Consider the following 26386-nt stretch of genomic DNA (forward strand, 5'->3'; position numbering starts at 1 on the left):
CAGGTGATACAGGTGTCATACAATTATTAGTATTCCCACTTTTGAGGTATGCCCATTTGCCTCGCGTAGTAGGCCGGAGCATAAGTATTCACCCTTTGTAAAAGTTTATTTATTTCCTGCTCAAACTCTACGTAGTAATCTTCGTGAAGTTTGGGCATTTTTTTTAGTATAAAATCAGTACGCCTGGCTATGTACAGCGCCAGGGTATCTGTTTTGGTACTGTATTTCTCAAGCATTTTAAACTGATTCTCAAAAAAGGTATTCAGGAGATAAAGCGTAAGTTCTATTTCGCCATATTTATCTTTGGTAACCTTTACATGGGTTGTAATCTTACTGTTGAGCTCTCTTATGTCTTTCAGCATCCAGCTTGCAATACTATGACTCATTATTGAGACCAGCTGAATAGCCTTTTTTATTTCGTCGCGCCGGTCATCCAGAAACGATTCGTTTTCCAGTAATTGATACTGTAATTGCTGAGCCAGTAAGTTGTTTTTGCCAATGAGCCTTAAAAGCATCTTATCTTTTTCTTTGGCGGGCAAGTCTAAAATAGCTTTTTCAAGCTCCTTATGTAATTTAGCCATAGAATAACAAACCGTATTACTGATATAAAACTTAAAGGCCCCTGAAAAGTTCAGAGGCCTTTGGTAAAGCAAGGTATTCAATAAGAATATTATCTTGTGCTTTTTATTTCAACCACAAAAATCAGCGGTGAGTATGGTGGTATTTTGTAACCACCGTTGGTATTGTCCGGAACACCCTGGGTTCCGTATCCTAGTGCAGATGGGAAAACCAACACGGCTTTTTCACCAACTTTTAATTTTAGCAAACCTTCTTCAAAGCCTTTAACCACACTGTTACTACCTAAATACACGTCTATCTGGCCTTTGTCAAATTCTTTTATACTGCTTGCCAGATAGCCATTATAAACAACACCGGCTGTCTGGCCTGAAGCTAACTGTGTCCCCGTTGTCTGAGATAACTTTAATACACGCAGGCCTGATTCTGTTTTCTCTCTAGAAACTACCGTAACATTTCCCATACCGGTTGCTATGTAGTCTTCAATCTGTTTGTCTTCAGAGCGATTTTTTACAATCTCCAGATCTACTACAAGAACAGACTTACCAGGAATTTTCTCATAATTCTGTGAACCATAAGCAAGATAAGAAGGTATCAGGAAAGTACCTCTTTCTCCTGATTTAAGTTTGCTGATAGCATCCGAAATTCCCTGCAATCCGATTGTACCCCCAAAAATGACAGTAGCGGGTTTATTTGTTGAGCGTAAAGAACTGTCAATCTTGGTACCATCTAACAAAGACATTACGTAATGAAGTACCACTTCATCGCCTACCTTAATAGAATCACCAGAAGCATTAGTCTTGGTAATCTGATAATACATTCCATTATCTGCCTTTTTCATATTCAGATTTTTGGAATTGATATACGTCAACATTTCCTGTTCATTCTTCTTGACGGTTTCTTCCAAATCGTTCTTCAAAAAGTCTGAACAAGAGCTCACAAGAGCGGTACAACCAACAAGTAATCCGAGTACTATCTTTCTCATTACATTTAATTTATTTATTTCACATCGATAATTTCCATTTCAAAAATTAACGGACTGTACGGAGGAATAACACCCCCTGCACCCTGCTCGCCATAAGCCAGATTAGATGGGATAAAGAAAATGCTTTTTTCGCCTTTTTTCATCATCATCAGTGCTTGTTCCCAGCCTGGTATTACCATACCCTGGCCTACAGTCAGTTCAAGAGGATCCTTACCCACAGAAGAATCGAACACTTTACCGGTAATGAGTTTACCTGTGTATTCTACCTTGACGGATTTACCTGCCGTAATGGTTGCACCAGTGCCCTCTTTCACAACGACCCTGTACATACCATATTGTGTTTTGGTGGCATTAGGAAAATTCTTTTTAGCGTATTCGTCCATGATTTTCACTTCATCATTCTTTTTGGCCTGTTGCGCTTTCTCAAAATCTTCCATGGTTTGTACCTTTTTCACCTTCACCAGAAACTGCATATCCGAACCTTTTGCTACACCGGCAGGCATAGGTTGTTGCGCTCTTATAAACAAGGAGTCTGAACTGACGAAAATGGTTGCACTGTCTCCCTCAGAAATATGAAAAAGACTGTTTTCGAACGATCCCTTAAAGGCGCCTTTCTGCAAACGCATCATTATAGGCTCGCCACGTTTGTATGTATTGGTAAATACTGTATCATTGGGAGCTTTTACTATCAGGTCAAAAGTAACGATATCGCCCTCTTTGGCTTTTTTACCGTTGCCTAGTTCGTGTATCTGGTATTTAGAGCCGTCGGCATCCTGAGTTACTTTAAACTGGTCACAAGAAAAAAGCAAACTTGCCGCTAAAACCAGGCCAGAAGAAGTTTTCAAAAATTTTGTCATGAAATTTATTTGTTAGTAAGATATTACAATTGTATAAGGCTAGCTATTGTTAAGCAGCTGGGTTTTATGTAAGGGCAACAAAAGCAGAAATTTTTCAAGCGTTTTTGAAAGGCTTTCATGAGAACGGCCACCAGCTGCATTTTTATGCCCGCCACCACTGAAATAATTCCTGGCAAACTCGCTCACCGAAAAATCTTTCACCGACCGGAACGAAATACGAATCATGTCGTCGCGCTCTACAAACATGGCTGTCATCTGAACGTCTTTTATAGATAGACCGTAATTAACAATACCCTCAGTGTCGCCGTTTTTTGAACCAAATCTGGCAAGTTCTTCTTTAGAAATACTCATATATGAAACCCGGTATTCTGGCAGATGCACCAGCTTTTCGCTCAGCGCAAAGCCAAGAAACTGAATCCGTTCTAATGAGTTATTATCAAATATCTTCCGGTGGATATCATTGGTACGTACACCAATTTCAATTAGTTCTCCGGCTACCCTGTGCAAATCTTTTGTGGTACTGTCAAACCTGAAAGACCCCGTATCTGTCACCAGCCCGGCATATAAGCATTCAGCAGCAGGAATATCAATCAGGGCTTTATCGCCCAGCAACTCAATCAACAAATAAATTAACTGGCAGGTAGCTGCGGCTTTTTCGCTCCAGAATATAAAATCGGCAAAGTTTTCAGGCTGTTGATGGTGGTCTATCAAAACCTTTTTGGCAGAGGCGCTTCTCACATACTCTTCCATAGCCTTGATACGCCCCATAGCCGAAAAATCAAGACAGAAAATAACCTCTGCAGCAGCAATTAATGCCTTGGCGGTTTCCTGTTTTTCACTCTCAAAGTTAATAACTCCTTTCTCGCCCGGCATCCATTGTAAAAACTCGGGGTAATCGGTAGGGGTAATTACATTTACTGAATGATTTTTTTTCTTTAAATAGGAAGCCAAGCCCAACGATGACCCGAGTGCATCGGCATCGGGGTTCTGGTGAGTAGTAATAACGATTCTTTTGGGCGAAGCCAATAAAAGGTTAAAGTCCTGTAATTTCTGAACTGAATCTGTGAAAAACTCTTGCATAACGCAACAAAGGTACAAAGTAAAGCCGGGAAAACAAACACGCCTAAAACGAATACAAAACCCCTGTTAAATATATGTAAAGCCATAAATTTACAGTTTTTTAACATTTTAAAGGTTAAAAGTAACACGGGTTTGCCAATTGATATAAAAAAATGAAATAAACCCGGCAGGATTCATATTTTCTCTTATGTTTGCAGCTAGTTTATTTTAACCTGTTATATATGAAAAACCTACTGTTAATCCTGTGCCTGTCAGTATCTTATCTGTCTTTTAGCCAACAGGAATCTACTGAACAATGGCGCCCTGCTTTTCATTTTTCTCCGGCCAGAAACTGGACCAACGACCCTAATGGACTGTTATATCACGACGGCGAATGGCATATATTTTATCAGCATAACCCTTTTGAAAACAAATGGGGGCACATGAGCTGGGGGCACGCCGTAAGCAAAGACCTGATGCACTGGCAGCACCTGCCTGTGGCAATACCGGAAGATTCGGTCTGGATTTTTTCGGGCGGAGCCGTAGTAGACCCAAACAACACCAGTGGTTTTGGCGCCAATAGCATGGTAGCTATCTATACTGCCGACTATCACGGCAAAAAAGAGAATCAACACCTGGCCTACTCTACCGACAGAGGCAGAACCTGGACCAAGTATCAGAAAAACCCCATTATACCCGTACCGCTACCGAACGGAAAGGTAATGAAGGATTTCCGCGACCCGAATATGTTCTGGCACGAGCCATCCAAACAATGGATACTGGTAGTTGTATTACCTACCGAGTTCAAGGCTCATATTTATGGCTCAAAAAACCTGACCGACTGGACTTTTCTGAGCGAATTTGGCGGACAGGGAGATGTTAGAAAAATATGGGAATGCCCCTCATTAATTGAACTGCCCATTGAAGGAGAAAAAGCATCGCGATGGGTTCTAATGCTATCGTCAAGCAGCCCGCATCAGGATTTTGTGGGAATGCAGTATTTTGTGGGAAGTTTTGACGGCAAAAAATTCACTAATGATAACCCTGCAGATACAAAGCTGTATGTTGAGTACGGAAAAGACTTTTACGCGGCTATTCCGTTTACTCAGGCGCCTAAAAAAAGTATGCTGGGCTGGATGGCCAGTTGGCAATATACCGATGCCCTGCCTACTTTTCCGTGGAAAGGGCAAATGAGTTTGCCCAGAGAGATTTCACTGAAAAGAACCAAAGATGGGTTAAGGTTATTGCAAAAACCGACAGAGGAGGTGTTAAAAGCTAAAAACTGGAAAGGCACTGTACAAATGGAAGACTTAATTGTAGACGGTGACAAAAGCCAGATAAGAAAAAACATGACAGATTCTTATATGATTGAGGTAGATTTTGAACTGAACGGGGCCCGTGAAGTTGGTGTAAAAGTATTGAAAAAACAAAGTACCAGCCAGGAAACATTGGTGGGGTATCAGGCAGATACCGAACAGCTTTATATTAACCGCATTAATTCGGGTAAAATCATTAGCCCGAACTTTGCTTCTCTTGATGCCAGCCCTATGAAAACCGAAAGAGGCATGGTGAAACTTCAGATATTTGTAGATAAAATGTCGGTAGAGGTATTTGGTAATGATGGCGAGGCGGCTGTAACAAGCCTGGTTTTTCCGGAGACACAAAGCTTAGAGTGGCAGTTATTCAGTAATGGCGGCAAGGCAAAAGTAACTAAACTAAAGGTTTGGGAATGGCAAAAATAACTACTGCCAATAGCCTTAGTTTAATTGATGCCGGAGGTTTATATTTGCAAATCCAGATACCAACCTAACGACACTAACCTGATTATGGACAGTTTTTCGCGACGAGACATTCTTAAAACCTTTGGCCTTACTGCCGGTGGTTTATCATTTTTAAATGCTGAATCATTTGCCGGAACAATTGAGGACGAACCCATCGTTATTCCTATTGACGACAGGTATATAACGCTCGACAAACCTGTAACAGCTATTGTATTGGGCGCCGGCAACCGTGGGAATGTTTATGGCCGGTTTGCGCTGGCTTTCCCGAACGAACTGGATATGGTTGGCGTGGCAGAACCGATACTGTTTCGGAATGATAAATTTGCTAAGGCTCATAATATAGAAGATAAATATCGCTTTAATACCTGGGAAGATGTTTTTAAGGTGCCCAAGTTTGCCGATGCCATTATTATTTCAACACCCGACGACCTCCATTATGGCCCGGCCATGAAAGCACTGGAAATGGGCTACGATGTGTTGTTGGAGAAACCTATTTCGCCATCATATCAGGAATGTCTGGACATATTGGCGTTGGCACAGAAAACTAAACGAATAATAGCCGTTTGCCATGTATTGCGATATACACCGTATTTCAGAAAACTGAAAGAAATAGCGCAAAGCGGGCAGTTTGGTAAACTGATTAGCGTTAATCACTTAGAAGGTATTGAATACCAGCACATGGCGCACTCTTATGTACGGGGAAACTGGCACGTAGCTAAAGACACCAACCCGATTGTTCTGGCCAAGTCATGCCACGACCTTGACATATTGAGATGGGTAATAGGCAAGCCATGCAAGAGCATTTCAGCACATGGTTCATTAAGCTGGTTTAAAAAAGAAAATGCACCTGAAGGAAGCACCGAACGTTGCACAGATGGTTGTAAGGTTGAAAAGGAATGTCCTTTTTCGGCCATTAATATTTATCATAAACAACGCCTGCGTATCAGGGTTCTGGATGTAACCGATGATTTGACCAAGCAGGGTGATGAGATTATGGAAAAACTGAAAACGTCTCCTTATGGCCGTTGTGTCTACAGAATGAATAACGACCAACCCGACCACTACACTACCACCATGGAGTTTGAGGGAGGCACCACCGTTAGTTTTGCTATGGAGGCCTTTACTTCCTTTGAAGCACGTAAAACAAGGTTGATGTTCTCGCATGGAGAAGTGTGGGGAGATATGGACGAGATTCAGACTTATGATTTCAGAACGAAACAGAACACAAAATGGCGGGCAAGTGAATTGCCCGAATATAAAAGCCAGGCCTCAGGCCATGCAGGTGGAGACTATGGCCTGGCTCGGAACTTTGTGCAGGCAGTGGCTCAGAAAAAACCTGAGTTGCTGACCTCAACCATTGAGGCATCTATTGAAAGCCATGTGATGGGCTTTATGGCCGAGAAAAGCAGATTAAGTAAACAGATGGTAGATGTAAAAATTTAATTTATGATGCGTAAACTATTGATTATTGCTCTTTTGGCACTGGGTGCCTGCAAAAATAAAAAGGCAGATTTAGGGGATTTTGATTTACAGAGTTTCAAAACCGACCGCGGGGGTTGTGAAGACAAAAGAGTAAAACTGATTGAGCCTCTGAAAGACCTGCGGCCTAAAATACTGGGTCTGACCGAAAACCAGATTGTTGATAATTTCGGGAGATATGATTACCAGATTTTAAGTCGCCGGAACGAGAAAGTATTTGTATATTTTCTGGAAAAAGGCCCACAGTGCGAACAAATCCAGAACCCGACCAACTCGCGCTCAATGCTCTTGTATTTCAATGCAGCCAGTCTGGTAAAAGAGGTGTCGTTTCAGAATGGGGGGGTTATTGATACGTATAAGTGAAGTACATGAAGGCTGTTTTCTAAGGATACAGGGCCGCGTTAAGTGTTCTCATATTTTTTTTTGAAAACACTTTGTTTTTAAAAAATACTCAATACTTTTGTACCCAGAATTTAGACACGAACAATGACTCAAGGTAATATTATAGCTAACATTTGGTGGTGGCGTTCTTCCGACAAAGGATGAACAGTGTAGCTATGTATTGACTCAACGATATAATACCCGGCGGCTTACAGTTCATCCTGTAAGCCGTTTTTTTTGTGCCATTTATCACCGATATTGTTCAAAAACATGTACCAAAGATATAATTCAAAAATAAGTTACTGGCTTTTTGTACCGATACTGTGTTTGTTCATAGCACTGATAACCACGGCTATTATTGATAAAGCCTGGCCGATGCTGATTATTATGTTGTTCGTAACCGGGCTCATTGTTAACCTTTTGGCTCGTACCTGTTACGTAATAGAAAACCGTAAGCTGACTATTATCTGCGGATTTCTTTTTAAGCAGGAAATTGACATAGAGAATATCCGGAAAATTGAAAAAACCAATAGCCCGATTAGCTCTCCTGCCTTATCAGTCAAACACCGGATCGAGATTACTTACGGCAAATACAATTCGGTTATTATTTCACCTGAACGACGCGCCGAATTTATTGAAGCATTGACATTGATTAATAAAAATATTAGCACAAACCTCTGACACTCATGCAAAAGTTTGGTATTACTACCCGATACAAACGCCTACTGGCCGATATGCTGACCCCGGTTGGGATTTTCCAAAGAATCCGTAATCACTTTCCGCATTCGGTTATTCTTGAAAGTGCCGACTACCACGCCATGCACAACAGTTTCAGCTACATAGCCTGCGACGAGGTAGCGAGTTTTCAACTGGATAATGACATTGTAACACAGAAATTCCCTGATGGAACAACGGCTCAGTTTCCACTTCAGAACAGAAAAAAGGCCGTTGGCGTATTGCAAGCCTTTGCTGCTCAGTTCGAAATGCCCAAAACCGATTTCTCATTTATCACCAACGGTTTATTCGGCCACATTACCTACGACTCGGTTGAATATTTTGAAGATATAGAAATACAGGCCAAAAGCCCTGAAAATGCCATTCCGCAGATTCTATATAGAGTTTACCGATATGTAATTGCCATCAACCATTTCAAAGATGAACTCTACATATTTGAGCATACTTATACTCCTGAAGGACAAGAGCCCAACCCGGTTGCTGAAGGATTGGAGACTTTGGAGTTTTTTGTAAAGAACCCTAAGGTAACTACTTCAAAATTCAAGGCGGATACAAATGAAGAAACCAATATTAATGATGATGACATGCGCGAAATTATCAATAAATGTATTGGTCACTGTTTAAGAGGTGATGTTTTTCAGATTGTACCTTCCAGGCGTTTTTCGAGAAAATTTGAGGGCGATGATTTCAACGTTTACAGGGCGCTTCGTTCCATTAATCCTTCTCCTTACCTATTCTATTTTGATGGTGGAGATTATCATATTTTTGGCAGCTCACCGGAGAAACAGATATTTATTAAGGACGGACAAGCCGAAATACACCCGATTGCAGGCACTTTCAGAAGAACAGGTGATGATGAAAGTGATGCCGAACTGGCCCGCCAATTGCACGCTGACCCCAAAGAATCAGCTGAACACGTGATGCTGGTTGATTTGGCTCGCAATGATTTATCGCGCAGTTCTGACTCTGTAAAAGTTGATATTTTTAAAGAAGTGCAGTTCTACAGCCATGTAATACACCTGGTATCTAAAGTAACCGGAAAAATGCACACAGGCACCAACCCGCTGCAGTTAGTAGCCGATACTTTCCCGGCCGGAACCTTGTCTGGTGCGCCCAAACACAACGCCATGACCATCATCAACCGTTTTGAGCCTACCAACCGCAGCATTTATGGAGGGGCCATTGGCTTCATGGACTTCAAAGGCAATTTCAACCATGCCATAGCCATCCGGACTTTCCTCAGCAAAAACAATACGCTTTTCTATCAGGCAGGTATGGGTGTAGTGGCTAAGTCAGACGTAGAACTGGAAATGAAAGAAATTCACCTGAAACTGGCTGCTTTAAGAAAAGCCATTGAAATGGCAGGAGAGATATGATTTTTTGAAAATTGGAGAAAGAATAGATTTGTTGAAAGTGAATTAAAAATTCATTCACTCAATCACACAATCACTAAATCACTCATTAAAAATAGGATAAAATGAAAATTCTGGTTCTTGATAATTACGATTCGTTTGTGTACAATCTGGTCTATATCCTGAAAGATTTAGGCGGAAATGTAGACGTTTTCAGAAACGACAAAATTGCATTGGAAGAAGTAGCTCAATATGACAAGATTCTGCTTTCGCCAGGCCCCGGCATTCCGGAAGAAGCCGGAATCATGATTGACCTCATTAAAGAATATGCGCCCAAGAAAAGTATTTTCGGGGTTTGCCTGGGGCATCAGGCAATTGGTGAGGCTTTTGGTGCCAAGCTACATAACATGGGCGATGTATTGCACGGAGTAACTACTCCTTGCCTGATAACCGACAAAGATGAACTGCTCTTTAGGGGTGTGCCTGAAAAAATAGAAGTTTGCCGTTATCACTCCTGGACAGTGGTACCCGAAACCATGCCTGCAGAACTGAAAGTAACTGCTATTGATGAAAAAGGATTTGTAATGGCCGAAGCCCATACAAAGTATGATGTGAGAGGGGTGCAGTTCCATCCGGAGGCATACCTGACACAACACGGAGTGAAAATGGTTGAAAACTGGTTAAAAAATTAATTTGCCTAAGCATGAAACAATATTTACAGGTTTTGCTTCAAAACCATACACTTTCAAGCGAAGAAGCTAAAGAAGCACTATTGAGAATCGGTCGCGGCGAAAGCAATCAGTCGCAAATTGCCGCTTTTCTGATGGGTATCCAGATGCGTGGGGTGACCGTAGAAGAACTGGAAGGCTTTCAGCAAGCCATGCTGGAACTGGCTGTACCCATTGACCTGACAGACTTTGACCCGATGGATGTTTGCGGCACCGGCGGTGACGGAAAAGACACTTTCAATATTTCTACTACCTCGGCTTTTGTAGTAGCCGGGGCAGGGCAGCCCATTGCCAAACATGGAAATCATGGAGTTTCATCGGCCGTTGGTTCAAGCACCGTGCTGGAATATCTGGGGGTAAAATTTACTAACGACGAAAGTTTCCTGAAACGCAAGCTGGAAACCGCAGGTATCTGCTATATGCACGCACCGTTGTTCCATCCGGCTATGAAATACGTAGCGCCCATCCGTAAAGAGTTAGGCCTGAAAACCTTCTTCAATATGCTGGGGCCATTGCTAAACCCCGCCAAAGTACAAAAGCAGCTGACGGGTGTATATGACATGAAAGTATTTGACCTATATACGCAATTGTTTAACCGTTCAGCAGCCCGGTTTGGTATTATTTATGACCTGGGGGGATATGATGAGATTTCTTTCACGAACGATTTCAACATTGGCACCAGGCATGGGGTGGTGGTGTATTCTCCTACCCATTTCAGTTTTGACCTGACCGAGCAATCTGCTTTGCATGGTGGTAATACACTGGAAGAATCAGCCGGTATTCTCATCAATATTCTTGAAAACAAGGGTACCACGGCACAAACCAATGTGGTGCTTGCCAATGCCGGGGTGGCTTTGAGTGTAGCCAGAGGAATATCTATTGCCGAAGGGATAGAGCAGGCCAAAGAGTCGCTGGCCAGTAAAAAAGCCTTGAACGCCCTACGAAAACTAATAGAAGACTAACCAACAAAACCACAAGATGACCATCTTAGACAAAATAGTTGCACGCAAAGCCATTGAGGTAGCAGAAGCCAAAGCCCGTATTTCAATAGAAGCATTAAGCAAAGAGACTTTATTCTCTCGTAAAACCAATTCTTTAAAAGCCGCACTTCTGGCCGATGGCTCATCTGGCATTATTGCCGAGCATAAACGAAAATCTCCTTCCAAAGGCATTATTAACGACCAGCTTTCGGTTGCTTTTGTTACGCAGGGCTACGCAGCGGCCGGAGCCGCGGGACTGTCAGTACTTACCGACGCCGACTTTTTTGGTGGTGCAAAAGAAGATTTATTACAGGCACGAGAGGCTAATCTGTCTACCTCTATTCTAAGAAAGGATTTTATGATAGATACCTACCAGTTATACGAAGCCAAGGCCTGGGGAGCAGACGTAATTCTGCTGATTGCTGCCTGCCTGAGCCCTGAACAGATTCAATTGCTGAGCGCTACGGCACATGAACTGGGGCTGGAAGTATTGCTGGAAATACACGATGAAGAAGAACTGAACAGAAGCCCGCTTGGCAACGTTGATATTATAGGAGTTAATAACCGAAACCTGAAAAACTTTGCTGAAAACAATGTAAACGCTTCTTTGGGGCTGACAGATAAAATACCAGACGGAATTGTGAAAATTTCAGAAAGTTGTATTAGCCAGCCGGATACAATCCGTTTGCTACGGTCGGCCGGATTCAAGGGATTTCTGATTGGTGAAACCTTCATGAAGGATGAAAATCCGGGAGCAAAACTCGCTGATTTTATTGCTGAAATCTAATAAAATGTGTTAATTTTGACATCTTTTACAGGTTTTACTGAGTTCATGCTTTTGTCCTGAGTATGAGTAAAATTAATTTTCCTTTAGGGCATGGAAATATCTTTATGAAACTGAAAGTATGTGGCATGCGCGATGCCGGAAATATCAAAGCGCTTGTAGAACTGAAACCTGATTTCATCGGCTTTATCCTGTACGATAAGTCACCCAGATTTGCCGGAAGTCAACTGGATGTTGATGCTGCACAATTAATACCAAGAGAAATAAAGAAAGTTGGTGTTTTTGTTAACGCATCAGTTGACTACATTTTGCAGAATGTCAGAAAGTACGGGTTAAACTATGCGCAGTTGCATGGTAACGAAACGCCTGACTTTTGTAAGAGCCTGCGCACAAAGGGCGTCAATATCATTAAGGCATTCCGTTTAGATGAGTCCTTTATTTTTACGCAGCTAAACAATTACAAGCCCCACGTTGATTTTTTTCTGTTTGATGCCAAAGGAGACAGTTATGGCGGAAACGGTGTTACTTTCGACTGGAGCATTCTGAAGAAATACAACAACGAAAAACCCTATTTTCTGGCCGGGGGTATCAGCCTTGAAAACCTCAATGATTTAGACCAGATTACACCAAAGCCCTATGCCATTGATATTAACAGTAAATTTGAAACAGAACCCGCTGTGAAAGATATTGAGAAAATAGGTGAATTATTTGCAAAATTGCGGGAAAAGAAAGGATTACAAGTATGAATGTATCTTTACGATAGACAAATAAGAGTATGACAAATATTGAACAACCTAAAGAGAAGGAAACAGCATTTGGTGTGAACGAAAAGGGCTACTATGGCCAGTTTGGAGGCGCCTATATTCCTGAAATGCTCTTCCCGAATGTAGAAGAGCTACAACAGAATTACCTGGAAATTATCTACCGCCCTGATTTTCAGGAAGAGTTTCATGGTCTGTTGAAAAACTATGTAGGCCGCCCTACACCTTTATATTTGGCCAATCGTCTTTCAGAAAAATACAATACCAATATCTATCTGAAACGAGAAGACCTGTGCCATACAGGCGCACACAAGGTAAACAATACCATAGGGCAGATATTGCTGGCCAAACGCCTGGGGAAAAATAAAATTGTAGCCGAAACCGGCGCCGGCCAGCACGGCGTAGCTACTGCTACCGTTTGTGCATTAATGGGGCTTGAATGTATTGTTTACATGGGTGAAATCGACATTCAGCGGCAGGCGCCCAACGTGGCCCGTATGAAAATGCTAGGTGCGGAAGTTCGCCCTGCCACCAGCGGGTCTAAAACCCTGAAAGATGCAACCAACGAAGCACTGAGGCACTGGATTAATAATCCGGTTGATACGCACTACATTATAGGTAGTGTGGTTGGCCCACACCCTTACCCTGATATGGTTGCTCGTTTCCAGTCGGTTATTTCTGAAGAAATGCGTTCACAATTACTGGAACAAACCGGGAAAGAAAACCCAGACTACGTAATTGCCTGTGTGGGTGGAGGCTCAAATGCCGCCGGGGCTTTCTATCATTTTCTTGACGAGCCGGAGGTGCAGTTAATTGCAGCCGAGGCCGGCGGACACGGCATTTATTCAGGCTTATCTGCCGCCACCACTTTTCTGGGTAAACCGGGGGTTTTGCATGGCAGCAAGAGTATTCTGATGCAAACTGAAGACGGGCAGGTGGTAGAACCCCACAGTATTTCTGCAGGGCTTGATTATCCCGGTATAGGCCCCTTGCATGCACATTTGTGGGAGTCCGGGCGGGCTAAGTTCTTTGCTATCACTGATGATGAATCTATACAGGCAGGTTTTGAATTAACCAAGCTGGAAGGGATCATACCGGCTATTGAGTCAGCTCATGCACTGGCAGCTTTACAATACCTGAAAGCAGGTTCAGATGAAACCGTAGTTATAAATCTATCGGGCCGTGGAGACAAAGACCTGGCTACTTACATGAAATATCTGTAAACCAGCCGCCCTGTAGTAACATCAGCCAATCAAAATTCAAAATAACAATGAGAACCCTTCTATTAGCAATCGCTTTACTATCATTCAGTTACATGGCAAATGCACAAAAAAAAGAGCCTGCGAAACTACTTCGCCACGCTGTTTTATTCAAATTCAAAGATTCGAGCAGTCCTGAAGACATCAAAAAAGTAGAAGATGCTTTCAGAGCGCTACCCAAACAGATTAAAGAAATTGCGGATTTCGAGTGGGGAACCAACAACAGCCCAGAAAATCTGAATCAGGGTTTCACACACCTGTTTTTTGTAAGTTTCAAAACAGAAAAAGACCGTGAAGTGTACCTGCCTCATCCTGCTCATAAGGCATTTGTAGGCGTACTGGGACCCCATTTAGACAAAGTACTGGTGCTTGATTACTGGGCTGCCAAATAATTTACCGCTTCCGGGCGAATGACTGGTTTGTAAGCATTCGCCTGCATTTTCTTCTTCGCTTTATTTTTTCCCAGACATTGATATGAATCGCATAACCAGGCTTTTTCAAACTAAGCTTAATAGTGTATTGAATCTCTATTTTACGGCCGGCTACCCGACATTAAACGATACCCTGCCTATTCTGGAAGCATTGCAGGAAGCCGGAGCCGACCTGGCTGAAATTGGCATGCCCTACTCAGACCCTGTGGCTGACGGCGAAACCATTCAGCAGTCGAACCAGATTGCACTGGATAATGGCATGAGCCTGAAAGTGCTTTTTGAGCAACTGCAAAACATGCGCCAGAAGGTACAGATACCCGTTATCCTGATGGGCTATATCAATCCGGTTTTACAATTTGGTATAGAAAACTTCTGCCGTAAGTGCCAGGAGGTTGGTGTTGATGGTCTGATTCTGCCAGACCTGCCCACTGAAGAGTATTATGAAGAGTATAAACCTGTATTTGACAAATACGGCCTGTTAAACATTTTCCTGATTACGCCACAAACCACCGAAGCCCGTATACGCCGTATCGATGAAATATCAGACGGGTTTATTTACATGGTTAGCAGCGCCAGCGTAACTGGTAAAACATCTGGTATTTCAGAAGTAATGGAAGAGTACTTTAACCGGGTAAATGCCATGAACCTGAAAAACCCACGCTTAATTGGGTTCGGTATAAAAGACCACGAAACCTTTACAAAAGCCTCAGAATATGCTGCCGGCGCTATTATCGGCAGCCAGTTTATACGTGTACTTCAGGCTTCTTCCGACATCCGCCGCGATGTGGTAAAGTATGTGCAATCTGTTAAAGCGGGTTAATAATAAGGAAATTTAGAATAAGGCTTTAATTTTTCTGAAAAATGGGCTAAAACTTAAAACTCTTTTTGAAAAACTTTTGTTTTTTATCAGAATTATTCTAAATTTCCTTAGAATTTTAATACCGAAACAGATTTACAGAAAGGCTATAGCTATGGAAAAGTTGTACAAGCTCTGCATCATAGCCCTCTTATTGATAACAAGCCCATTGGCTTTTGCTCAAAAAGACAGGAAGAAAGATACCCGATACGGGTATCATTTTAAAGGAAAGAATCAAAAATTTGCCCGGTTTCCGTTTGACCTGCACGCGAATCTCATAGTTTTAAAAGCTACCCTCGATGATTCTGACACCCTGCGTTTTATATTAGACACAGGTGTTACGTCTACCATCATTACAGACCCCCAGCGTGCCAAATCTCTTGACCTGAAGTATATAAGACGTGTAAAACTAACCGGTGCAGGCGAAGGCGGAGATTTATCGGCCAGTGTATCAGTTGGCCACCGCATTCAGATTGGCGATATCGTAGCGTCTCAGCAAAACATTGTTGTGCTGGACGAAGACGTACTTAAGCTCTCTGAGTTTCTGGGTGTACCTATACATGGTATTTTCGGGCACGATATTTTCAGCAATTTTGTGGTAACCATCAATTTTGAAGAAAAGATGCTCTACCTGACCGACCCTAACAAGTTCAGATACAAAAAGTCTTTAGGTACCATCTACCCTATAGTACTCACGCAGTCAAAGCCATACACTGATGCCATTGCCATGGTAAGCAACAATAAAGAGATACCTATGCGCCTGGTTATAGATACAGGTGCCGGGCATGCCTTACTGCTAAGCGCCAGCGAAAAAGAGCCCATACAACTGCCTCAAAAAGTAATGCGTGCCAATCTGGGCCGCGGGCTAAACGGAGAAATTAATGGCCACATAGGCCGGGTTGATAAGATACGTATGGGCACCCTGGAAATGCAGGATATACTGGCTTCTTTCCCCGACAGTCTTTCATTCAGTATGAAATTCCCCCCTTCTAACGAAGGCAGGCAAGGAAGCATTGGTTGCGAGCTGTTAAGACGCTTTACAGTAACGCTTAACTACAGAGACGGCTACATGATTATGAAGCCAATTAAAAACCGGATGAAAGAAAGTTTTGAGCATGACATGAGCGGCCTTGATGTGCGTGCCAGAGGCGACCACTTCAATGAATACTACATCAGCAGGGTTCTTGAGCAGTCGCCGGCTTATGAAGCCGGGCTGAGAGAAGGCGACGAACTGATTTTTGTCAACAATCAGAATGTTAAAAACCTGGCTATCAGTGAGATTTACAAGATTTTGTCGCGCAAGGAGGGCAAAGATGTTGAATTGTTTATCAGGCGGAAAGGGGAACTCAAATTTACCAGTTTCAAACTTAAAAGAATGATCTAACCTGAACTTATAACCATATTACACGGGGGTAATTGCAAATCAATTATCCCTTTTTCTTTATAGCGGTAACGCCTTTATCTTTAATTATTTCAATCAGGCACATCTAATTTTTATTAATTTCGTGCCAAACTTTACACTTAGCACAAATGACTATTCTTATACTAAATGCCCTGCTGGTAAATGAAGGAAAGATTGAACCACGCGATGTGTTCATTAAAGACGGTATTATTGAACAGATAGGCAGCGACTTATCGGGCCATAAAGCCAACCGTATTATTGATGCAACAGGTAAATACCTGCTTCCGGGCGTAATTGACGACCAGGTGCATTTTCGTGAACCCGGGCTTACCCATAAAGCGAACATATACACTGAGGCAAAAGCCGCAGTTGCAGGCGGCACTACCAGCTTTATGGAAATGCCTAATACCGTGCCGAATGCCCTTACCCAGGACCTGCTGGCCGATAAATACCAGATAGCAGCCGAAACCTCGCTGGCTAATTACTCATTTTATATGGGCACATCGAACGATAATTATGATGAGGTAATGCGTACGGATATTCAGAACGTATGCGGGCTGAAGATTTTTATGGGTAGCTCAACCGGTAATATGCTGGTAGATGATGAACACGTGTTATCAAAAGTGTTTGCTAACTTTCCGGCCTTAATTGCTACCCATTGCGAAGACGAAGCCACCGTAAAAGCAAACCTTGAAAAATATAAAACCTTATATGGCGACAACCCGCCGTATGATGCCCATGCTATTATCAGAAACGAAGAGGCTTGCTTTAAATCTTCATCAATGGCAGTAGAATTGGCTAAAAAACACAAAACCAGGTTGCACATTCTGCATATTTCAAGCAGCGAAGAAATACCACTATTTGAGAAAGGTCCTATAGCCGGCAAACACATTACCTCTGAAGTATGTGTACACCATCTTTGGTTTGACGCCGAAGATTATAAACAACTGGGCAACCAGATAAAATGTAATCCTGCCATTAAACATGGGCACAAAGACAAGCTGTTACAGGCATTGCTTGACGACCACTTTGATGTAATAGCAACCGACCACGCCCCTCATACCTGGGACGAGAAACAGCAATCGTACTGGCAGGCTCCGTCTGGCTTACCGCTGATACAGCACTCGCTTAATGTTATGCTTGAGTTTTATAAACAAGGAAAAATTTCTTTGGAGCGTATCGTAGAGAAAATGTCGCACGCAGTGGCCGACTGTTTCCAGATAGAGCGGCGGGGATATATCAGAGAAGGCTATTGGGCAGATTTAACACTGATTGATTTGAATGCGACTACACTGGTAGACAAAAACAGCTTGTATAGTAAATGTGGCTGGTCGCCGTTTGAAGGCACCGAATTTCAATCAAAAGTAACGCATACCATAGTTTCGGGCAATATTGTATTTGCCAACGGCCAGTTTAATGAACACATAAAAGGACAAAGAATGAAATTTACCAGATAGGTATTAACGAATGATTAACAGTTGTATGAAGAGAAGTTTGTAACAATCGTACAGGTTTGAGCGTTATGCTTGCCAGACACAACGTTTTAATTCTCAACATAAAAATCGCAGACTATGAAACGATTATTTTTTGCTTTCCTGATTTCAGGCCTGGCTCTTACCGCAAACGCACAAGACAGAACCGACAAAGAACCGGTTAAGAAAATTGAAGTGACGGGTTCGTCTGAAATGGAAATTACGCCCGACGAAATTTATTTCGCTATCTCTTTAAAAGAGTATTTTAAAGACGAGAAAAATCAGAAAAACAAGGTGACCATTGATGTGCTGGAAAAACAACTGATAGCATCCATAACCAAGGCAGGTATTCCTAAAGAGAACCTGACTATTGGTGAGGTATCGGGTTATAGAAACTGGACTGGAAAGAAAAAGCCACTGTATTTTCTGGAAGGTAAAAGATATATTCTGAAACTGACTAACCTGTACAAGTCTGATGTGATTCTGGATGGAGTTGATGACCGAGGCATTGAGTATGTGTCCATTGACCATGTTGACCACTCGAAGATTAAAGAATACAGAAAAGAGATAAAAATCAAAGCCTTACAGGCTGCTAAAGAAAAGGCTACCTATCTGCTGGAATCTATCAATGAAAAAGTTGGCGATGTGCTGACCATTCAAGAACTGGACGACCAGTATTATGCGCCTCAACCTATGATGGCTAATGTACGCATGATGAAAGCCGATGAAGCCTCACCGATGGAAGACAGCAGCATTGAGTATCAGAAAATAAAGCTCAGCTATAAAATGAAGGCGGCTTTTAGGATAAAGTGAGAAACTCCGTAATATAAAAAAGCCTGTTTTAAGTCAGTAAATGCTTAAAACAGGCTTTTGCGTTTAACTCATTTCTCTTATTCCTCGCTCATGGCTCGCTTTTCAAGGTGATCGTCCAACCTTAGGCGGTCGATACCTTTTTCTAACCAATCCGGGGCAGGTTTACCTTTCAGGTGGTAGTCGAAGAACTCCATCATACGCACAGCGTAGTCTTTGCGGTTAGGTAACTTAGCCAATCCGTGGTTTTCGCCTTTGTATTGTATCAATACCACAGGTTTTTTCAAACGACGCAACGCGTTGTAATATTCAATACCCTGTGTAAAGTCAACGGCTCCGTCGGCATCGTTATGTAATAACAACAATGGCGTATTTACTTTCTTTACATGATACAATGGCGAGTTGCGGTTGTAGGCCTCCCAGTTTTCCCAGGGTGGTAGCAAGCGGCCTTGTGAGGCCTCAAAAATAGCGCCGTTAGAAGAACCTGAGTTTTTATAAATCAGGTTATACATCGAAATCATATCCGTCAAAGGCGCTCCTGCGGCAGCGGCTTTGAACATATTGGTCTGGGTAATTAAGAAACTGGTTTGGTAACCGCCCCAGCTATGCCCGTGAATACCCATTTTGGTTTCATCGATTATTCCGGTTTTGATAGCTGCTTTTACACCAGGTAACACACACCATACGGCCGACATACCAGGGTCGTTTAGTTTATAAACAATATCCGGAATAAATACAGCATAGCCGTTTGAAGTATATACACTTGGGTTCCAGCCCCCACCCGGATATGACGGATTAGCAAAGCTGTTAAGGGTTTGAGATAACTTTTCGTAATAATAAATAATGGTCGGGTATTTTTTACCTGCTTCATAGCCTGCCGGTAAGAATAACGCGCCTTGCAGTTTATCGCCCTTATCGCTTTTGTAATCAATCAGCTTTACGGAAGGAGACCACGCATAATTGTTTAGCAATGGGGTGTTCTGGCTAACCTGTTGTGGATTTTCTAAACCAGCCGAGGTAGAAAGGTAGTATTCAGGCGAGGCCTTGAAGGTCTGGCGTGTAAACACATAAGCGTTTGCTTTTTTTGCTTTGGTCAGGCTACCTAAAGAGGTATCTTCCCACAAAAGGGTTTTTAATTGTCCGTTTTCAAGCGCAGCAAATCCGCTTTTCTTGGTCCATTCTCCGTATGTTCTGATGTACTGCGTTTTTGCAAGATCAATACCTTTTTCTTCAGGGTCAAGTACATATCGGTTCTGATAACGAATCTGCTCTGCTTTACCATTTTTGGTCAGATTTTGTGGAGTTGCTGAGCCATCGACAGATAATTTCCAGATATCCCAACCATCACCCACGAGTACAAAGCGGCTGTCGTTAGTCCAGCCAAAAACATCATAAGGCGGTTTCCGTACGTTATGGTCGTCTTCAACATCTACAAAAGAAGTGCCTGCCTTGCTTGATATATTGAGAGAAGCCTGGGATTCCATATTATAAACCATCCAGCTGCCGTCTTTCCAGTACAAGAACTTTTTACCATCGGGCGATGCTATCGGGCTGGCATAAAAGTTGGGTATATAGTGTTTTTCTATCACCTTTATGCGCTTACCGCTGCTCAGATCTACCACATATATATCAGCATAATTCTGCCCGTCCAGATTGTTGTCTAATTCGTAGTTTGTAATGTCACTTCCTATACCATACAATTGCTTGGGCGCCACATTCAGGCTCTTAAGGCTGCTGTCGGTCAGTCTTAAAAACTTTTTGGCGGCTATATCATAATTGGCAATAAAGTTGAAGTTTTTATCCTGATTCTCAAGCACCTGCTGGCGAGACTGCAAGCGTTTATCCTGCCAGTGCCAGATGGTCATATCAGGCTTTTCTTTATTGGCATCAGCAGGTGCAGCGGCAACTTTTCTGGTAGTATCTGCTTTTACTTTGCTGATGGCCTTGGCCAAATCTTCAATGGTCTTAATGCTTGTATCGGCTTTTATTTTAGCCAGTTTTTCAGCATCACTCTCTTTTTTTAGCGTGTCTTTTTTATTTTCGGCTTTAGGCGTTTCTTTCTTGGCGGGCTCGGTTTTGGCAATACCAAAGTATAATCTGCCCAGATCTTCCGACCAATACGGCGTTCTGTTACCACTGATAGTCATACCTTTCGGAAAAGCCACCGTATCTTTTTTAGGCTCGTAAATTACCAGTTCAGGCACTCCGCTAAAGTTTTTCACGCCTAATACGCTGTACAGGTCGTTTTTATATTTTTCATCTTTTATGCCTTTCAGAAGTGCCAGCCCGTCTCCTTTCTCTGTCCAGCTCAGCGATTTATAGCTGGCCTTGTCATTGTCAAGAATCATTACTACGTTGCTGGTCATATTGCGTAGCCAAAGGCCATTGCCTGCTTTTTCAGCGGCATCTACTGTCAGCGCCAGCCAGTCTCCTTTTTTATTAAATGCGTAATCGGCAATATTACCGATGTTCTGGGTTTTGCCGGAAACCAGGTCATAAAGCAACAAATCTGACCCTTTGGCGGCATCAGCACCCGGAGGGCCCGGAGGCGTGGCGGGCGTCAGATGCAAAGCCAGTACTGACGACTGCTCACCATTAAAGTCAAAACTACGTACTCTGTCAAACTCTGTTTTCTTCTTACTGGCCAGATTTATCAGGAATACTTTATCAGGTAAAGGCTTGGCTGCCGGAGCCTTGGCTGCAGCTTTTTTGTCTTTGTCTTTTGGGTACACCTTAAAGGCAAGCCATTTTGAGTCGTCAGAGAAACTCATGTTAAAAAAGGTACCTGCCCCAAGCGGGTACTTGATTTTAGTGGTGTCGCCCGTTTTTCTGACTACCAGTTCGGCATCGCCCTCGTTGGGGTTCAACACATAGGCAAACCAGCTGCCATCAGGCGATAATTGGGTCCCTCCAAATGCAGGGATAGCTTTCCATGAGCCTACGTCTTTCCAGGTAAGTGGTGGTTTAGGTTTGTCTTGAGCCAGCCCAACCAATGAGCATAGCAACAAGCTAAAGATAAAGTACTTTTTCATTGTTTTTATGGTATGTATGAAGATTTTGCTAAAAATAGATAAAAGAATTGAGAATCAGAAAAACCGGTAGTTTAACCGTTATTATAGATGGATTTCAACTTTCATTGAGCATTTCAAGTAGCTCTGTTTTCCTGCTAAAGTGCCATAAAAACAGGCTTTTATGCCTTTTTTTATTTACATTTAAATAATTATTGGCAAAAACTGAATCATTTTTGAAAAACATAAAAATCTTGTTTTAATTTGCCCAAAACTTTTACATTTAAAATCATCCGGACTAGTCATGCTAAAAAATCTTACATTAGATACAACAGCTGAGAAGAATATCAATACCTGGCTTAAAGGCAGGTATGATGAAGAAACCAAAACTGCAATTCAGAAACTTATTGACGACAACAACGCAAACCAACTGACCGACTCTTTTTACAAGAATCTGGAGTTTGGAACAGGTGGAATGCGCGGTGAAATTGGTGTTGGCTCTAACCGCATGAACAAATACACTGTTGGAGCTGCCACGCAGGGATTGGCTAATTATCTTAACAAGACTTTTCCGGATCAGGAAATAAAAGTGGCTATTGCGCATGACAGCCGCAACTTCTCGCCTGAGTTTGCGCGTGTGGCTGCCGATATTCTGTCTGCCAACGGTATTACGGTTTATTTATATAAAGAATTACGCCCTACGCCACAGTTATCGTTTACGGTACGGCATCTGGGTTGCCAGAGTGGCATTGTAATTACGGCCTCACATAACCCAAGAGAATACAACGGTTATAAAGTGTACTGGGTTGATGGCTCGCAGGTGGTGTCGCCGCATGATAAAAACATTGTAGCCGAAGTAAACGCCATTACCAACATAAAAGACATCAAATTTAAAGGTGTAAAGAAACGTATAAAAATGATTGGCGAAGCGGTTGACAAAGCCTATCTGAAAGCCGTAAAAAGCATCTGCGTGAATCCGCGCATGATTAAGCGCCAGTCAGACCTGAACATCGTTTTCTCTTCTATCCACGGTACAGGTATCACTATGGTACCTAAAGCGCTGGCTCAACTGGGTTTCACGAACGTTAACATTGTTGAAGAGCAGGCTACCCCAGACGGGAACTTTCCGACGGTGGTGTATCCGAACCCCGAAGAGCATGAAGCCATGAACCTGGCGCTGCAAAAAGCAAAAGCGTTGAATGCCGACCTTGTAATTGCAACCGACCCTGACGCCGACCGCGTTGGCATGGCCGTGAAAGACCCGAAAGGCGAATGGCAACTGTTAAACGGTAATCAGGCAGCCAGCTTAATTATTTATTATTTGCTGAAGGCCTGGAAAAAAGCTAAAAAATTAACCGGTAAAGAGTTTGTTGCCAAAACCATTGTTACTACTGATTTGATAGACGAAATGGCAGCTAAAGCAGGTGTAAACTGCTACAATACCCTTACTGGTTTTAAATATATTGCACAGGTTATACGTGAGCTGGAAGGTGAGCAGACCTTCATTGGTGGTGGTGAAGAAAGCTACGGCTACCTGATTGGCGACAAAGTACGCGACAAAGATGCCATAGCCAGTTGCGCGATGATTGCCGAGCTGACAGCATTTGCCAAAGACCAGGGCATTAGCTTGTTCGACTTCCTGGCTGAAATGTATCAGAAAAACGGTTTCTATTATGAAGGACTGATTTCTCTTACCAAAAAAGGTAAAACCGGTGCTGAAGAAATTCAGCAAATGATGGTTGATTTCAGAACCAACCCACCTAAGAGCATTGCGGGCTCAAAGGTTATACGGATGGACGACTACAAAGCCCTTACATCAACAGACCTGAAAACCGGCGAAACCACCGCTATCGCGGCTGGCAAGCTGGGCATTGAGGCGTCTAATGTATTACAGTTCTTTACTGTTGACGGCACCAAGTTTACCTGCCGCCCGTCGGGTACTGAACCGAAAATCAAGTTCTACATTGGTGTAAGAGCAAATCTTAAGAAAAAAGATGAGTTTGATGCCACCCTGGTTGCACTTAAAGAAAAAGTAAAATCAATTCAGACAGAACTGAACCTTGTATAGTTAATAGGTGTGTCTGGCCTTGCTATAAAGCCAGACACACTTTTTTTGCATATTGCCTCTTTTTTTCTTCATAAATCTGCTGCAACTGCTCTTCTGGCACCACATTTGCATTGTTTTTAACAAAAAACGGCTCCTGTTTTTAGATTAACTTTATAAGCCGTATTTTTACATCATCAGGTTACTTTGTTCCAAAACACCTATTTTTACAATGCTAAAGCTCCCCTTAAAAATAGTTTTTTTATGTTTTTTTGTGAGTTATTCAGTTTACAGTCAACAAGCAGGGGCGTCGAAAAATAATAATAATTTTAAAGCAAAAATTACACGGGTTGAAATAGCAGGCAGGGATGTTTCGTTAAAGAAGAGTTATGTTGTTGATTACGACCACAATGTGCTGCAGTTTACTTTTGCTGTAACGCCTGCACGTGATTCGTTAATTTTTAAATATCGTATTGTTGAAGACAGCTTTGAAGGGCCCAAGTCTTCTGATTGGTCAATAGCCAAAGGTAATTCAGCAAAAGTTGACAGCCTGAAACCGGCTGCCTATCATTTTGAGGTAAAAGCCATTGACACCAACAAGGTAGAAAGCCTGCCAGCCGTAATAGAATTTAAGATTGAGTATCCGTGGTGGCGTTCCTGGTGGTTCTGGGGTGTTTGCTTTATTACACTTTTTGGTCTTTTTTATGGCCGGGAGCGCTTCCTGAAGTTCTGGTCTGACGAAGAGCAGCGGCATCACCGGCAGGTAACTGAGTTAGAGCTCAGAACGCTTCAGTTGCAGATGAACCCGCATTTTGTATTTAATGCCCTGAATGCTGTGCAAAGCTTCATATTAAATCGTGATACCATCTCGGCCAACAATTATTTATCGAAATTTGCAAATCTTATCAGGCTTTTCCTCGACTCGTCACGTAGTAAGTACATTACACTTGCCGATGAAATAAAGCTTTTGAGCCTGTATGTTGAAATTGAAATGATGCGATTTGAAAACAAGTTTGAGTTTCATTTACACGTGGCGCCTGATATAGACAGATTTGTTGAAATACCAACCATGATACTGCAGCCATTTATTGAAAACGCTATTAATCATGGGCTTCGGTATAAAGAGGGCAAAGGTAATCTGTATATGAGCTTTTATAACCAGGGCAAATACCTGGTTTGCAGAATAGAAGATGATGGCGTAGGGCGTGATAAAGCCAAACAGATTCAGTCGAAATCAAGGAAAGGTTATAAATCGCAGGGCCTAAAAATAACCGAAGAACGTTTGCATACTTTTAACTTAATTGCTGATGCCGATATTCATTTTATGGTTGAAGACCGTCTGAAGCCCCCCTATGAACCCGGGGTAGACATTGGCACGACTATTGAGATTAAATTCCCTGAATTCCACTAGATTCGGTTAATTTATCTTAACGGCCCTGATAAGTAATCGGTAGCCAATGCTTTAAAACTTAGTATCTTTAATTATTTTTGTGGCTTTCAGAATGAGTCCACATACTTTGCTGGTTTATCTGGCAGAAAGCAAATTAAAAAACATATCTTTTTATGTATAAGGCTATCATTGTTGATGACGAAAACCGAAGTGTTGAAACCCTGAGCAGTATCATTTATCTTTTCTGTTCTACAGAAGTTGAAGTGATAGGTACTGCCAACTCAATACAAGAGGCGTATCAGCTTATTCAGGAAAAATCACCCGATATAGTTTTTCTAGATGTGGAGATGCCGCATGGCAGTGGTTTTGATTTGCTTGAAAAATTCAGTAATCCCAAGTTTGAAGTGATTTTTACAACCGGGTTTGACCACTACGCTGTTACCGCCATTAAATTCAGCGCCTTAGACTATTTACTGAAACCTATTAATATTGAAGAACTAAAGCAGGCCATAGCCAAAGCAAAAGAACGGATAGAGAAAAGAAACAGCCAGCAGAACTTTAATCATCTGATCCAGAATCTTAGAAACCCCCGCGACAAAACCAATAAAATTCCTTTACCAATACTGAATGGCTTCCAGTTCGTGCCTGTTAATAGTATTATTTACTGCGAAGCCGACGAAGACTATACACATATATACCTGAACGATAATCAGAAAATTACGGTCTCAAAAAGTATTAAAGATTTTGAAGATTTGCTGGCAAATTATGATTTCTTCCGTATCCATCATTCTTTCCTAGTTAACCGCGATTACATCAAACGTTATACTAAAGGAGAAGGCGGCACCATTACTACTGATCAGGGAACCGAACTGCCGGTATCGCGCAGGCGTAAGGCTGAGTTCCTGGAGTGGCTGAGCAATATATAATCAAGCTGACACCGAAACTGCCCTGTATTATATTTTTTTATCCGAAAAACCACCAAACGGCTTGCTAAGCAATTGCCTGAACCGATATTACGAGTTTGGTATTTGATTAAGTGGATATAAATTTGCGAGAAACCTCAACTTTTATATAAAAATATCTTAATCAGAGCTGTTTTTTTGTGTCGCCAGATACCCCCAAAAACACAAAATTGTATAAAAACAAGACACAATATCATTCACGCCACTTATCTATTCTTTTCTGCCATTTACCGAATCGTTGTTGTACCAGTTTCAGCCCCGGTTTAAATTGCCTTATATTTTTAATTTTAAGCT

23 protein-coding genes are annotated in these 26386 nt (G+C 42.2%); 18 read left to right on the forward strand and 5 right to left on the reverse strand.

Annotated elements, in window-relative coordinates; all coding sequences use genetic code 11:
* Nucleotides 1-26: 26 nt before the first annotated feature.
* The 4 genes from C0V77_RS02390 to C0V77_RS02405 all read right to left on the reverse strand — a co-directional run bounded on the left by C0V77_RS02390 (nt 27) and on the right by C0V77_RS02405 (nt 3498).
* On the reverse strand, nt 27-581 hold the full coding sequence (locus tag C0V77_RS02390; protein ID WP_101725028.1) for a hypothetical protein: 555 nt from the start codon (nt 579-581) through the stop codon (nt 27-29).
* Between the two features lie 89 nt (nt 582-670).
* Nucleotides 671-1561, reverse strand: coding sequence for an FKBP-type peptidyl-prolyl cis-trans isomerase (locus C0V77_RS02395; protein ID WP_101724704.1), 891 nt, complete (start codon nt 1559-1561; stop codon nt 671-673).
* Between the two features lie 14 nt (nt 1562-1575).
* Nucleotides 1576-2418 carry an FKBP-type peptidyl-prolyl cis-trans isomerase gene (locus C0V77_RS02400; protein WP_101724705.1) on the reverse strand — a complete coding sequence of 281 codons (843 nt, stop codon included), beginning with the start codon at nt 2416-2418 and terminating at the stop codon, nt 1576-1578.
* Between the two features lie 39 nt (nt 2419-2457).
* Nucleotides 2458-3498 (reverse strand): bifunctional oligoribonuclease/PAP phosphatase NrnA, encoded by a 1041-nt coding sequence (locus tag C0V77_RS02405; RefSeq protein ID WP_101724706.1) that lies wholly within the window; start codon nt 3496-3498, stop codon nt 2458-2460.
* Nucleotides 3499-3719: 221 nt separating this feature from the next.
* Between C0V77_RS02405 and C0V77_RS02410 the strand changes: the two genes are divergently transcribed.
* The 15 genes from C0V77_RS02410 (at nt 3720) to C0V77_RS02480 (ending at nt 18691) form a co-directional block, all read left to right on the forward strand.
* Entirely contained in the window at nt 3720-5219 is a 1500-nt protein-coding gene (locus C0V77_RS02410) for a glycoside hydrolase family 32 protein (protein WP_101724707.1), read from the forward strand.
* An 84-nt stretch (nt 5220-5303) separates the two neighbouring features.
* Nucleotides 5304-6701: a Gfo/Idh/MocA family protein gene (locus C0V77_RS02415; protein ID WP_101725029.1), complete on the forward strand. Its 1398-nt coding sequence runs from the start codon at nt 5304-5306 to the stop codon at nt 6699-6701.
* Nucleotides 6702-6704: 3 nt separating this feature from the next.
* The gene (locus tag C0V77_RS02420; RefSeq protein WP_229236182.1) at nt 6705-7100 is read left to right on the forward strand and encodes a hypothetical protein; all 396 of its coding nucleotides are present in this window, start codon (nt 6705-6707) and stop codon (nt 7098-7100) included.
* Nucleotides 7101-7445: 345 nt separating this feature from the next.
* The gene (locus C0V77_RS02425; RefSeq protein ID WP_158237870.1) at nt 7446-7799 is read left to right on the forward strand and encodes a PH domain-containing protein; all 354 of its coding nucleotides are present in this window, start codon (nt 7446-7448) and stop codon (nt 7797-7799) included.
* A gap of 5 nt (nt 7800-7804) precedes the next feature.
* Nucleotides 7805-9229, forward strand: a complete 1425-nt coding sequence (locus C0V77_RS02430; protein ID WP_101724709.1) for an anthranilate synthase component I family protein — start codon at nt 7805-7807, stop codon at nt 9227-9229.
* Nucleotides 9230-9330: 101 nt separating this feature from the next.
* Nucleotides 9331-9897, forward strand: coding sequence for an aminodeoxychorismate/anthranilate synthase component II (locus tag C0V77_RS02435; RefSeq protein ID WP_101724710.1), 567 nt, complete (start codon nt 9331-9333; stop codon nt 9895-9897).
* A gap of 11 nt (nt 9898-9908) precedes the next feature.
* Nucleotides 9909-10895, forward strand: coding sequence for an anthranilate phosphoribosyltransferase (gene trpD, locus C0V77_RS02440; protein WP_101724711.1), 987 nt, complete (start codon nt 9909-9911; stop codon nt 10893-10895).
* 16 nt (nt 10896-10911) lie between these two features.
* Complete coding sequence (gene trpC / locus C0V77_RS02445) at nt 10912-11700, forward strand: indole-3-glycerol phosphate synthase TrpC (protein ID WP_101724712.1); 789 nt, start codon at nt 10912-10914, stop codon at nt 11698-11700.
* A 104-nt stretch (nt 11701-11804) separates the two neighbouring features.
* Nucleotides 11805-12443: a phosphoribosylanthranilate isomerase gene (locus tag C0V77_RS02450; protein ID WP_101725031.1), complete on the forward strand. Its 639-nt coding sequence runs from the start codon at nt 11805-11807 to the stop codon at nt 12441-12443.
* A 29-nt stretch (nt 12444-12472) separates the two neighbouring features.
* Nucleotides 12473-13681 carry a tryptophan synthase subunit beta gene (gene trpB / locus C0V77_RS02455; RefSeq protein WP_409012770.1) on the forward strand — a complete coding sequence of 403 codons (1209 nt, stop codon included), beginning with the start codon at nt 12473-12475 and terminating at the stop codon, nt 13679-13681.
* Between the two features lie 92 nt (nt 13682-13773).
* Nucleotides 13774-14109, forward strand: a complete 336-nt coding sequence (locus C0V77_RS02460; RefSeq protein ID WP_390890877.1) for a Dabb family protein — start codon at nt 13774-13776, stop codon at nt 14107-14109.
* Nucleotides 14110-14191: 82 nt separating this feature from the next.
* Nucleotides 14192-14968, forward strand: coding sequence for a tryptophan synthase subunit alpha (trpA, locus tag C0V77_RS02465; RefSeq protein WP_101724714.1), 777 nt, complete (start codon nt 14192-14194; stop codon nt 14966-14968).
* A 151-nt stretch (nt 14969-15119) separates the two neighbouring features.
* Nucleotides 15120-16388: an aspartyl protease family protein gene (locus C0V77_RS02470; RefSeq protein ID WP_101724715.1), complete on the forward strand. Its 1269-nt coding sequence runs from the start codon at nt 15120-15122 to the stop codon at nt 16386-16388.
* Nucleotides 16389-16534: 146 nt separating this feature from the next.
* The gene (locus C0V77_RS02475; RefSeq protein ID WP_101724716.1) at nt 16535-17863 is read left to right on the forward strand and encodes a dihydroorotase; all 1329 of its coding nucleotides are present in this window, start codon (nt 16535-16537) and stop codon (nt 17861-17863) included.
* Between the two features lie 114 nt (nt 17864-17977).
* Nucleotides 17978-18691, forward strand: coding sequence for an SIMPL domain-containing protein (locus C0V77_RS02480; RefSeq protein ID WP_101724717.1), 714 nt, complete (start codon nt 17978-17980; stop codon nt 18689-18691).
* A gap of 77 nt (nt 18692-18768) precedes the next feature.
* On the opposite strand, the gene C0V77_RS02485 is transcribed toward C0V77_RS02480, so the two are convergent.
* On the reverse strand, nt 18769-21720 hold the full coding sequence (locus C0V77_RS02485; RefSeq protein ID WP_101724718.1) for a prolyl oligopeptidase family serine peptidase: 2952 nt from the start codon (nt 21718-21720) through the stop codon (nt 18769-18771).
* Between the two features lie 280 nt (nt 21721-22000).
* On the opposite strand from C0V77_RS02485, the gene C0V77_RS02490 reads away from it, so the two are divergent.
* The 3 genes from C0V77_RS02490 to C0V77_RS02500 all read left to right on the forward strand — a co-directional run bounded on the left by C0V77_RS02490 (nt 22001) and on the right by C0V77_RS02500 (nt 26056).
* Entirely contained in the window at nt 22001-23764 is a 1764-nt protein-coding gene (locus C0V77_RS02490) for a phospho-sugar mutase (protein ID WP_101724719.1), read from the forward strand.
* Between the two features lie 208 nt (nt 23765-23972).
* Nucleotides 23973-25151 carry a sensor histidine kinase gene (locus C0V77_RS02495; RefSeq protein WP_101724720.1) on the forward strand — a complete coding sequence of 393 codons (1179 nt, stop codon included), beginning with the start codon at nt 23973-23975 and terminating at the stop codon, nt 25149-25151.
* 152 nt (nt 25152-25303) lie between these two features.
* On the forward strand, nt 25304-26056 hold the full coding sequence (locus C0V77_RS02500) for a LytTR family DNA-binding domain-containing protein (protein ID WP_101724721.1): 753 nt from the start codon (nt 25304-25306) through the stop codon (nt 26054-26056).
* Nucleotides 26057-26386 lie beyond the last annotated feature (330 nt).

Source organism: Emticicia sp. TH156 (assembly GCF_002855535.1).
Classification (GTDB): domain Bacteria; phylum Bacteroidota; class Bacteroidia; order Cytophagales; family Spirosomataceae; genus Emticicia; species Emticicia fluvialis.

Excerpts from the sequence above, each read along its gene's own strand:
- C0V77_RS02450 (WP_101725031.1), top strand. The coding sequence starts at position 11,805 with ATGAAACTGAAAGTATGTGGCATGCGCGATGCCGGAAATATCAAAGCG.
- C0V77_RS02390 (WP_101725028.1), bottom strand. The coding sequence starts at position 581 with ATGGCTAAATTACATAAGGAGCTTGAAAAAGCTATTTTAGACTTGCCC.
- trpB (WP_409012770.1), top strand. The coding sequence starts at position 12,473 with ATGACAAATATTGAACAACCTAAAGAGAAGGAAACAGCATTTGGTGTG.
- C0V77_RS02405 (WP_101724706.1), bottom strand. The coding sequence starts at position 3,498 with ATGCAAGAGTTTTTCACAGATTCAGTTCAGAAATTACAGGACTTTAAC.
- C0V77_RS02420 (WP_229236182.1), top strand. The coding sequence starts at position 6,705 with ATGATGCGTAAACTATTGATTATTGCTCTTTTGGCACTGGGTGCCTGC.
- C0V77_RS02430 (WP_101724709.1), top strand. The coding sequence starts at position 7,805 with ATGCAAAAGTTTGGTATTACTACCCGATACAAACGCCTACTGGCCGAT.
- C0V77_RS02400 (WP_101724705.1), bottom strand. The coding sequence starts at position 2,418 with ATGACAAAATTTTTGAAAACTTCTTCTGGCCTGGTTTTAGCGGCAAGT.
- C0V77_RS02475 (WP_101724716.1), top strand. The coding sequence starts at position 16,535 with ATGACTATTCTTATACTAAATGCCCTGCTGGTAAATGAAGGAAAGATT.
- C0V77_RS02395 (WP_101724704.1), bottom strand. The coding sequence starts at position 1,561 with ATGAGAAAGATAGTACTCGGATTACTTGTTGGTTGTACCGCTCTTGTG.
- C0V77_RS02470 (WP_101724715.1), top strand. The coding sequence starts at position 15,120 with ATGGAAAAGTTGTACAAGCTCTGCATCATAGCCCTCTTATTGATAACA.
- trpD (WP_101724711.1), top strand. The coding sequence starts at position 9,909 with ATGAAACAATATTTACAGGTTTTGCTTCAAAACCATACACTTTCAAGC.
- C0V77_RS02415 (WP_101725029.1), top strand. The coding sequence starts at position 5,304 with ATGGACAGTTTTTCGCGACGAGACATTCTTAAAACCTTTGGCCTTACT.
- C0V77_RS02410 (WP_101724707.1), top strand. The coding sequence starts at position 3,720 with ATGAAAAACCTACTGTTAATCCTGTGCCTGTCAGTATCTTATCTGTCT.
- C0V77_RS02435 (WP_101724710.1), top strand. The coding sequence starts at position 9,331 with ATGAAAATTCTGGTTCTTGATAATTACGATTCGTTTGTGTACAATCTG.
- trpC (WP_101724712.1), top strand. The coding sequence starts at position 10,912 with ATGACCATCTTAGACAAAATAGTTGCACGCAAAGCCATTGAGGTAGCA.
- C0V77_RS02495 (WP_101724720.1), top strand. The coding sequence starts at position 23,973 with ATGCTAAAGCTCCCCTTAAAAATAGTTTTTTTATGTTTTTTTGTGAGT.
- C0V77_RS02485 (WP_101724718.1), bottom strand. The coding sequence starts at position 21,720 with ATGAAAAAGTACTTTATCTTTAGCTTGTTGCTATGCTCATTGGTTGGG.
- C0V77_RS02500 (WP_101724721.1), top strand. The coding sequence starts at position 25,304 with ATGTATAAGGCTATCATTGTTGATGACGAAAACCGAAGTGTTGAAACC.
- C0V77_RS02460 (WP_390890877.1), top strand. The coding sequence starts at position 13,774 with ATGGCAAATGCACAAAAAAAAGAGCCTGCGAAACTACTTCGCCACGCT.
- trpA (WP_101724714.1), top strand. The coding sequence starts at position 14,192 with ATGAATCGCATAACCAGGCTTTTTCAAACTAAGCTTAATAGTGTATTG.
- C0V77_RS02480 (WP_101724717.1), top strand. The coding sequence starts at position 17,978 with ATGAAACGATTATTTTTTGCTTTCCTGATTTCAGGCCTGGCTCTTACC.
- C0V77_RS02490 (WP_101724719.1), top strand. The coding sequence starts at position 22,001 with ATGCTAAAAAATCTTACATTAGATACAACAGCTGAGAAGAATATCAAT.